Annotated in this window: 9 protein-coding genes, 1 tRNA gene and 1 pseudogene; 5 read left to right on the top strand and 6 right to left on the bottom strand. The window is 69.1% G+C overall.

Going from position 1 to position 8,445, the window contains the following annotated elements; genetic code table 11:
• The coding region (locus tag CF8_RS07805) for a transposase (protein WP_036490498.1) at positions 1-256 on the top strand (256 nt) is incomplete at its 5' end.
• Between the two features lie 144 nt (positions 257-400).
• A complete protein-coding gene (locus tag CF8_RS07800; protein ID WP_010832586.1) occupies positions 401-1,426 on the top strand; it encodes a hypothetical protein in 1,026 nt (341 codons plus the stop codon).
• A 92-nt stretch (positions 1,427-1,518) separates the two neighbouring features.
• On the opposite strand, the gene CF8_RS07795 is transcribed toward CF8_RS07800, so the two are convergent.
• The 5 genes and pseudogenes from CF8_RS07795 to CF8_RS23000 all read right to left on the bottom strand — a co-directional run.
• A complete protein-coding gene (locus CF8_RS07795; RefSeq protein WP_156887176.1) occupies positions 1,519-2,343 on the bottom strand; it encodes a hypothetical protein in 825 nt (274 codons plus the stop codon).
• Positions 2,344-2,601: 258 nt separating this feature from the next.
• A tRNA-Asn gene (locus CF8_RS07790) sits at positions 2,602-2,674 on the bottom strand.
• A 63-nt stretch (positions 2,675-2,737) separates the two neighbouring features.
• Positions 2,738-3,244, bottom strand: a complete 507-nt coding sequence (locus CF8_RS07785) for a hypothetical protein (RefSeq protein WP_010832584.1) — start codon at positions 3,242-3,244, stop codon at positions 2,738-2,740.
• Positions 3,241-5,472 (bottom strand): DNA primase, encoded by a 2,232-nt coding sequence (gene dnaG / locus CF8_RS07780; RefSeq protein WP_232211624.1) that lies wholly within the window; start codon positions 5,470-5,472, stop codon positions 3,241-3,243. Before dnaG ends, CF8_RS07785 begins: the two co-directional genes overlap by 4 nt.
• 360 nt (positions 5,473-5,832) lie before the next feature.
• Positions 5,833-6,075: pseudogene (locus CF8_RS23000) on the bottom strand (CHC2 zinc finger domain-containing protein); the annotation flags it as partial.
• 85 nt (positions 6,076-6,160) lie between these two features.
• Here CF8_RS23000 and CF8_RS07775 point away from each other — a divergent pair.
• Genes CF8_RS07775 through CF8_RS07765 form a run of 3 tightly spaced genes read left to right on the top strand, consistent with a single transcriptional unit; the run spans position 6,161 to position 7,153 of the window.
• Entirely contained in the window at positions 6,161-6,562 is a 402-nt protein-coding gene (locus CF8_RS07775; RefSeq protein ID WP_036490496.1) for a phage holin family protein, read from the top strand.
• Entirely contained in the window at positions 6,555-6,803 is a 249-nt protein-coding gene (locus tag CF8_RS07770) for a DUF3618 domain-containing protein (protein ID WP_010832581.1), read from the top strand. The genes CF8_RS07775 and CF8_RS07770 overlap by 8 nt, the downstream gene beginning before the upstream one ends.
• Before the next feature lie 32 nt (positions 6,804-6,835).
• Positions 6,836-7,153 carry a hypothetical protein gene (locus tag CF8_RS07765; protein WP_010832580.1) on the top strand — a complete coding sequence of 106 codons (318 nt, stop codon included), beginning with the start codon at positions 6,836-6,838 and terminating at the stop codon, positions 7,151-7,153.
• Between the two features lie 15 nt (positions 7,154-7,168).
• Here the strand turns inward: CF8_RS07765 and CF8_RS07760 are convergent, their stop codons facing one another.
• The gene (locus CF8_RS07760; protein ID WP_010832579.1) at positions 7,169-8,434 is read right to left on the bottom strand and encodes a deoxyguanosinetriphosphate triphosphohydrolase; all 1,266 of its coding nucleotides are present in this window, start codon (positions 8,432-8,434) and stop codon (positions 7,169-7,171) included.
• Positions 8,435-8,445 lie beyond the last annotated feature (11 nt).

Genomic DNA, 8,445 nt, shown 5'->3' with positions numbered 1-8,445 from the left:
GACCCAGATCTGGTCCAACAACCCCGCCGAACGGCTGGACCGCGAGATCCGCCGCAGGACCGACAGCTTGGGGATCTTCCCGAACAGGACCGCGATCGTCCGACTCGTCGGCGCGGTCCTGGCCGAGCAGACCGACGAATGGGCCGAGGGCCGCCGCTACCTCGGACTCGACGTCCTCGCCCGATGCCGCATGAACCTCGTCCCCAACACCGAACCCGAGATCGGAGCCCACGACCTGCCCGCACTCACCGCCTGAACCACCAACGAAGGAGAACGCAGCGCTACACCACTACCTGGGACTTGACCCAGGATCCCGCACCGGGTCGTTCCGCGAGCCCATCGGCAACCGAGAGCGCCAGATCGGGAGCTTCCTGTCGGGGCCGTCGCCTACTGTCCCGGTATGCAAGAGGATCGACGCTTTCACCAACTGAACGAGGAGTTCTACTCGGGCAACACCCCGAGCACGTACTTCCGCGATCGACTGACGCTGCTGGCTCTCCGAGCGGCGAAGCCCGAGGCGTTGGTCGATGCGGCCGGAAACGGCATACTGTGGGGCCAACTCTGGATCGCAAGCGACGACGAGGGCAATGCCGAGATGCCAGAGGGCTACGAGGACGCCGCCCGCACCCGGTTCATCGCCACCGAATCCCAGGTCCTGTTCCATCACACAGTCGAGGCGTTGCTGCGGATGGTGCTGGCCCACGAGGGTCGGCCGGAGTGCCCGTGGCTTGAGATTGCAGCTCAGAAGGATCACGGAGCGTTTCGGGTCGCCGTTGCGGAGCTTGCGAAGTCGTCCTGGTCGGAGGAGCGGACCGCCCGGATCGCTGAGGTGCTCATGGGCGGGGTGCCGAAGGAGCCCACGCCAGAATGGATCGAGCACCGTGACAACGCGATCCGCCTCATCCGCATGCTTGCAGCTCGGCTCAACTCGCAGAGCACCCTGTACAACGCCGCTAAGCACGGGCTGACGATGATCGGCGGCACCGCCTCCATCCACTTCGTCCCTGCCGCCCAGAACCCGGATGAGCCTGAGTTCGACCCGGCGGCACCCTCCGCGCGCGTCATCAACGAGCGGGGCGTCGTTGGCGCCAACGGCATCAACGACGTCTACCTGGAGCGGGAGGGCAAGGCCAAGACCGGCTACACCTGGCATCACGTCACCCGCTGGTTCAGCCCAGAGGAGGCAGCGCTCCTCACGCACGTCTCGTTGATCTTGATGGATGCCCTCTGGGCTGTCGCGAAGGTCCGCTACCTGGATCAAGCGCCGCCAGTCCGAATGCAGTGGATCAACGGTGAGGTATTCGACGCGCTTGGCAAGATCGAGCGGGGCGGCCCCATTCAGACGTGGCGTAGGCAGGTGGCAACCGAGATGGCCGATCGCCCGCGGGCTGAGGAGGGTACCGGTGACTCACCCGACTCGGGGTGACGACTACGGCACGCCTTTGCCTGCGGCGGATCCGCGTGGTGGCACAGGAGAGACCTCGCGGGGGGCGCGATCGGGAGTAAGTCCCCCGCCGCCTAATGGAACAGGGACAGATCGCTTGTCTCGCTGAGGTCGCGAAAGCGCTTATCCCACGCTGACTCGCCGCGCTGCCGGATGCGCTCTATTGCCTCCTGCGGCAGGATGCCCGCAAGGGCGACCTCGTCGATGATGGCTTCGACGATTTCACGACCCTGCAGCGCCACACGCGCTGCGTTCGTGCTGCGGGGCTCGTCGAGGCCGACAAACCCGCGGCGAGTCTCGTCGTCGTCATCGTCAGCGGCGACGAAGACCAGCAGGTGCCGGCGAGCCCCGCCCTCGCCCTTCTGCCACAGGCATCGCCCGAAGCGCACCTGCAGGGGCTCGTCCTGCACTCCGATCCGCCGCAGGTCGAAGTAGTGGGTGGTCTCACCCTCGTTCCGCAACCTTTGCTCGATGATGTGGTGCTCGAGCGTCTCGCTGTCCTCGAAACTCGGCGCGACCTCTGTGACGATCATGAGCGTGCGGTCCCCGGTGGCGTCGCGCTCGTCGTAATGCGATGGCGTGAGCGTGAGCCCGAGGAACTCTAGGCGCTCCGCGCGCACCTCCTCGACCTCGCGTAGTGCGACGGTGAAGTGCCACGCCCCGCCGTTGGTGTTGGAGTGGCTGTGAGTTCCGACTACCCATCGGGTGCCGTCGTCGCCCTCCAGGGCGGCGCTCTCCTTGCGAGCAGCGTTGAGGTCGTCGGTGAGCTGGTCGGCCGCCGCGTCGGCACAGTTGAAGCCGATCTCGACCTCACGTAGGAGTCGACGCGAGTGTCGTGAGGTCTTGCCCTCGCCCTCCGTCGAGTCCACGTCGCGGAACTGGTCCAAGAGCTTCAGCATCATCTCAACATGTTGACACGAGGCACCGACAGTCAGGGTCTCGGACTTCGGGCGTGTCCAAGCCGACAAGCCATCCGCTTGTGGTGAGCGACACGCGCTGCGCCGTGAGCACTGCCTACGAGGGACCTCGATTTGGTCCCGCCCTCCGAGCTTCGTTCGTGGCGAGTCGAGCGCACTGAACGATGCATAGCCGATGCACGGGACAAGCAAAACGGCCCGCGATCTGCGTTTCCGCAGGTCACGGGCCGTTTCTGGGTGCTCCCCCGATTGGACTCGAACCAATAACCCTCCGGTTAACAGCCGAATGCTCTGCCAGTTGAGCTACAGGGGATCGCTTGTGCAGCGGGTGAAACCTTAGCAAGTCCGATCGGGTGGTGAGAAATCAGGAGTGCATCTAGAGACCCACGTCGGCACGGGCCGCGGCCAGCGCGGCCGCGGAAGCCCGGGCAACGGCCGGGTCGTCGGGGTCCACGCCCTCGTCGTACTCGAAGAACCACTCGATCTCGCCGTGTCCGCGCGACGGACGGCGACCGATCACCCGGACGCCGCGGCGCCCTGCCAGGGGCACGTGTCGCTGCAGCACGACGCTGGCCGTGACGCGTTCGCGGACGAGCTCGAGGAGTCGTCCCGGCTCGATGAGGGCGTGGGAGTGGACGACCTTCTCCTCGCCCCACGCACCGACCAGCGAGACGCGGAGGGCGGATGCGTCGCTGTCCCAGTCGGCGGCCTCGACCCGCTCCCACGGCACCCGCACGACCGGGTCGGAGCCGATGTAGAAGGCGTCACGGGTCCCCGCGAGCACGACCCCGTCGACGCTCTCGCAGGAGGCGAGCACGCGCTCCCCCGCCGGCACGGCGAGCGGAGCCGGCGACCTGCGCAACGACCTCGGCAATGACCTCATTGGGTCTTCACCTGCTGGTCGCGCAGGTTGCGGCGGTACTGCTCGAGCGCGACCAGCTCACCGAACATCTTGTTGTAGGCCGCCGCGTGCTCGACCGGGTTGGTGCGCTGCAGGCGCGACTTCAGCTCGGCGATGCGCCGCATGGTGGTGAGCTCCTGGAGGCGGTAGACGTGCATGGCGACATAGGTCGCGGTCGGTGCGCTCGGGGTCAGGACCGGCTCCACACCGAGCTCGCTGATCGCCGAGGAGACAGCCGGATCGGCGACGGAGGACCGCACGCGGGTGCTCCACCCCTGGTCCTCGACACCGGCGGCCGGGCCACCGGCGGCGGCCACGGCCTCCCACACCCCGCGGTAGGTCGGGTGGCTGAAGTCGTCGGGTCCGACGCCGTTGATGACGCGACCGACGGAAGCCGGGTGCTGGATGACGATCTTGAGCGTCTCGCGCTCGATGGCGAACCGGGGGTCGCGCAGACTGGGCACCTGGGGCCGGGCCGGAGCGGCGGGCTCGGCGGATCCGTGGGCTGCCTGCGGCGTACGCCGATCGGCGGGCGAGCGAGAGGCCCGCGCGGCCGCACGGCGGACTTCGGAGCGCGCATCGTCGACGTCGACCCCGAGCATGCCCGCGATCTCGCGGGCGAAGGCGTCGACCTTCGACTTGTCGCGGATGCTCGAGACCAGGCCGGCCGCCTCGCGCAGCGCATCGATCCGGCCGTCGGCGCGGTCGAGGTCGTACTTGGAGGCGACGTTGGTGAGCACGAAGCGGTAGAGCGGCTGCCGCTTGGCGACGAGCTCGCGCACTGCCGCGTCGCCCTTCTGGATCCGCAGGTCGCACGGGTCGAGGCCCTCGGGCTCGATCGCGACGTAGGTCTGGGAGACGAAGTTCTGGTCGCCGTTGAAGGCCTTGAGCGCCGCTGCCTGCCCGGCCGAGTCGCCGTCGAAGGTGAAGATGACCTCGCCGCGGAACTCCTCGTGGTCGTGCAGGAAGCGGCGCAGCACCCGCGCGTGGTCGTCGCCGAAGGCGGTGCCGCAGGTCGCGACGGCCGTCGGGACGCCGGCGAGGTGGCAGGCCATGACGTCGGTGTAGCCCTCGACCACGACGGCCTGCGACGAGCGCGCCATGTCCCGGCGCGCGAGGTCGATGCCGTAGAGCACCTGGCTCTTCTTGTAGATCGACGTCTCGGAGGTGTTGAGGTACTTCGCCTCGATCTTGTCGTCGTCGAAGATGCGCCGAGCGCCGAAGCCGATCGTGTCGCCGCTGGCATCGCGGATCGGCCACAGCAGTCGTCCCCGGAAGCGGTCGTAGACCGATCGGCCGGAGGCCACCAGCCCGGCAGCGATCGACTCCTCGTCGGTCAGGCCGCGCCCTCGCAGGTGCCTGGCCAGCGCCTCGCCGTCGCGGGGCGCGAAGCCGAGGCCGAAGGTCGCCGCGGCGTCCTTGTCGAAGCCGCGCTGCGTCAAGAAGTCGCGGGCAGCGACGGCGTCGGCAGTCTCCAGCTGGCCGGCGTAGAACTCCTGGGCGATCTTGTTGGCCTCGATCAAGCGGCCGCGGGCCGGCCCCCTCGGGCGCTCCGGCGGACCGTCGCCGTCCTCGCGACGCAGCTGGACGCCGTACTTGTCGGCGAGGCGCTCGACCGTCTCTCCGAAGCTGAGGCCGTCGATCTTCATGAGGAAGGCGATGACGTCGCCGCCCTCCTGGCAGCCGAAGCAGTTGCCCGTGAGGATGTTGTCCTCGAGCGTGAAGGCGTGGCCTTCCGGTACCTCGGCGCAGAAGACCTCCTCGACGCGATCCGTCGGCTCGACGGACCGGACGACCCAACCGCGACGCGCATATGCCTTCGTGGTCGCGACGAAGCGCTCTCGGTGTTCGTCGATCAGGAAGAAGTTCTCCTGCAGGTCCTGGGAGACGAGGTGCACCCGGTGGAGGTCCGAGGGGTCGCGGCCCTCGAATCCCACCCGGGACTGGGTCGTGATCCCGTACGTCGCGATCCCCAGGCGAGTGCAGACGTCGCGAACGAACTCGAGGTTCTCCTTCTTTGCGGAATTGAGGATGACCGTGCCGTCGGCTGCGACGCACCCGTCCGCCGCGAAGTAGCCGGCGAGCCAACCGTAGAGATACGACACCGACTCGGTGAGAGACGGCAGCTCCTTGAAGAATGCGGGCAGATCGTGGACCAAGAGGTTGGGACCGGAGCTGCTGGTGTGGCACTGCGGGAACCACTTGAGCATCACTGCGTCCTTGGGCGGGCACAGGAGTGCCATCGCGCCGGTGCCGGAACGAGTGCCGTCGCCGAACGTGAATCCGTGTGCGACTCCGAATGGGGACGGTCGCGAGCGACGGATCTTGGAGCCCGGGAACTTGGTGACCAAGGTGTCGCCGGCCTTGAGGTCCGACGTCAGCAGTTCCTTGGAGTTCTTGAGCCCCTTGCCCGAGCGGATGAACCAGCGGTGCCCGTCGGTGGCGTAGAGCTCCTTGACCTGCTGGTTGCGCGTCACCGTGATCTTGTGGAGCCGCTGGACGCCGTACGACTTGAAGGGCGCATCAACCCACTGCGCGTTGGCACCGAGAACCCGATGGATGCCCCCGGCGAGGTCGCGAATCTCTTGGATCCCCTCACTCGTCAGGACCCGGGTCTCACCAGCGAGGCAGTGGAAGAACCCGCGCGAGGGCGTGACGTGGAAGGAGGGCGACTTCTCGTCGTGGAAGGGGCACAGCCCCTTGAGAGAGCCGCCGCCGGCCTTGCGGAGGGTGACATAGCCGGACACGACGTCGTCGATGCGTGCCTTCTCGCGCACTTCTGAGATGTCGTCCTCGCGGATCCTGCCTGCCACGTGGCGGAGTCTACGGGCGCCCACCCCCACCCGTAGGGGCGGAGGACATTCGATTCCGCGCGCCGACTTTGGCACTGTGGATCTCATGACCCACCACACCGGAGACGACCAGACTCTCGGGGCGCTGGTCCACCAGCTGACCACGCAGGTCCCCGAGCTCATCCGCTCCGAGATCAGGCTCGCGCAGGCCGAGGTGGCCCAGAAGGGCAAGGCCGCCGGGCTCGGGATCGGCATGTTCAGCGTGTCCGGGCTGCTGGGGTTCTTCGCCCTCGCCACGCTCGTCGCGGCAGCGGTGCTTGCGCTCGCCCTGGTGCTGGACGCCTGGCTGGCCGCGCTGGTCGTGGCGGGCGTGCTGCTGGTCGCGGCCGCGATCGCCGGCCTCGTCGGCAAGAAGAAGGTGGCCGCCGCCGGACCGCCGAAGCCCGAGCTGGCCATCGCCGGGCTCCAGGAGGACCTCAACGTCGTGAAGGGGAACCGCCATGTCTGAACAGAAGAGCCCCGCCCAGCTCGAGGCGGAGATCGAGGCCCAGCGCCTCGGGCTCGCCGAGACGGTGGACCAGCTCACCGCCAAGCTCGACGTGAAGTCACATGCCCGGGCTCGAGCGGCGGAGGCGCGCGACCGGGCCACCACCGCGGACGGCAAGCCACGACCTGAGGTCGTCGCGGCGGCCGGCGCGCTGGTCGCCGTCGTTGTCGCCCTCGTCGCCCTGCGCCGTCACCGCCGCTGACCACCTCAACGAACACCACAGGGAGCAATGCCATGAAGAAGCTCGTACTACTCGCAGCCGGCGGAGTCGGCTATGTCCTGGGCGCCCGCGCCGGACGCGGCCGCTACGACCAGATCGCCGGTCTGGCCACGAAGGTGAAGCAGGACCCGCGCGTCCAGGACGCCGCGCACCACGCCACCGAGACGGCTCGGGCGCAGGCCCCGGTCGTCAAGGACAAGGTGAGCTCGGCGGCCGGAGCGGCCGCCGACAAGGTGCGACCGTCCGGCTCGCACGCCGACCTGGAGTCACAGCTCAACCCGGACAACGTGGCCCTCCAGGACAACCCCTACCCCCAGGGCAACCTGCCCTGAGCCCGCAGCCCACCGTCAGCGCGTCAGCTCGGCGTGCCGGTTGGTCGCGCGCGCATCGGTGTAGGAGGCCACCTGGTCGACGATCACCCGGCGGCGGGCCGAGTCGTCCCCGGCGGCGTGCCAGTCCTCGACGAAGGACGGGTCGAGCCCGTCGGGGCCGAGCGCCCACAGCGCCTCGAACAGCTCGGCCATCAGGGTGCGCTGGCGCTCCATCAGGTCGACCCGGTCCTGGGCCTGCATGACGTAGTGGGCGGCGATCCCCTTGAGGATGCCGATCTCGATCTCGGTCTCCCGGGGCACCACCAGGTCCGCGCGGTGGCGGACGAAGGGGCCGTCGGACGCGGCGAAGGTGGCCGCCTGCACGCTGCCGCAGAACCGGCCGATGAGGTCGCTGGTGAGGTTCTTGATCGCGGCGAGCGAGCGCCGGCTCCCGTCGTACGGCGCCTGCGGCCAGCTCGCCTGGGCGCGCATCGACGCCAGGGACGCCGAGAGCTCCGCGTCGTCGCAGTCGGGGAGGTACCACGCGCGCACCGTCTCCCACAGCGCGTCGAGGTCGAGCCGGGTGAGGTCGAGCCGGGCCGCGACGATGCCGTCCTCGACGTCGTGGACGGAGTAGGCCACGTCGTCGGCGAGGTCCATCACCTGCGCCTCGAGGCACTTGCGGGTGCCGGCGATCCCCTGCCGCAGCCAGTCGAAGACCGCGCGGTCGTCGTCGTAGACGCCGAACTTGACCACGAAGCGCGGGGTGCCGTCGGCGTGCACTCCCCCGGGGTCGGTCGCCAGTGACCGGGTCCATGGGTACTTCGTGCACGCGTCGAGCGTGGCGCGGGTGAGGTTGAGGCCCACCGACCCGGACTCGTCGAACGTCTTGGCCTCCAGCCGCGTCAGCAGCCGCAGCGTCTGGGCGTTGCCCTCGAAACCGCCGCAGTCCTGGCTCAGCCCGGCCAGCGCGCGCTCGCCGTTGTGGCCGAAGGGCGGGTGGCCGAGGTCGTGGGCGAGCGCCGCGGTCTCGGTGACGTCGGGGTGGCAGCCGAGCGCCCGGGCCAGGTCGCGCGCCACCTGGGCGACCTCGAGGCTGTGGGTCAGGCGGTTGCGCACGAAGTCGTCGGACTGCGGGCCGACCACCTGGGTCTTGGCCGCGAGCCGCCGCGAGGCCGCTGCGTGCACCACTCGGGCGCGGTCGCGCTCGAAGGCGGTGCGAACCGGCGCGTCCACCCGCTTGGGCGGCTCCGCGACCAGGCGCTCGCGGTCGGCGTCGCCGTACAGCTCCTCGATGCTCATCGACTCGCGAG

It is taken from the genome of Nocardioides sp. CF8 (assembly GCF_000389985.1).
GTDB lineage: Bacteria > Actinomycetota > Actinomycetes > Propionibacteriales > Nocardioidaceae > Nocardioides > Nocardioides allogilvus.
The sequence above is the reverse complement of the archived record's forward strand: the minus strand, read 5'-3'. Positions and strand labels throughout refer to the sequence as shown.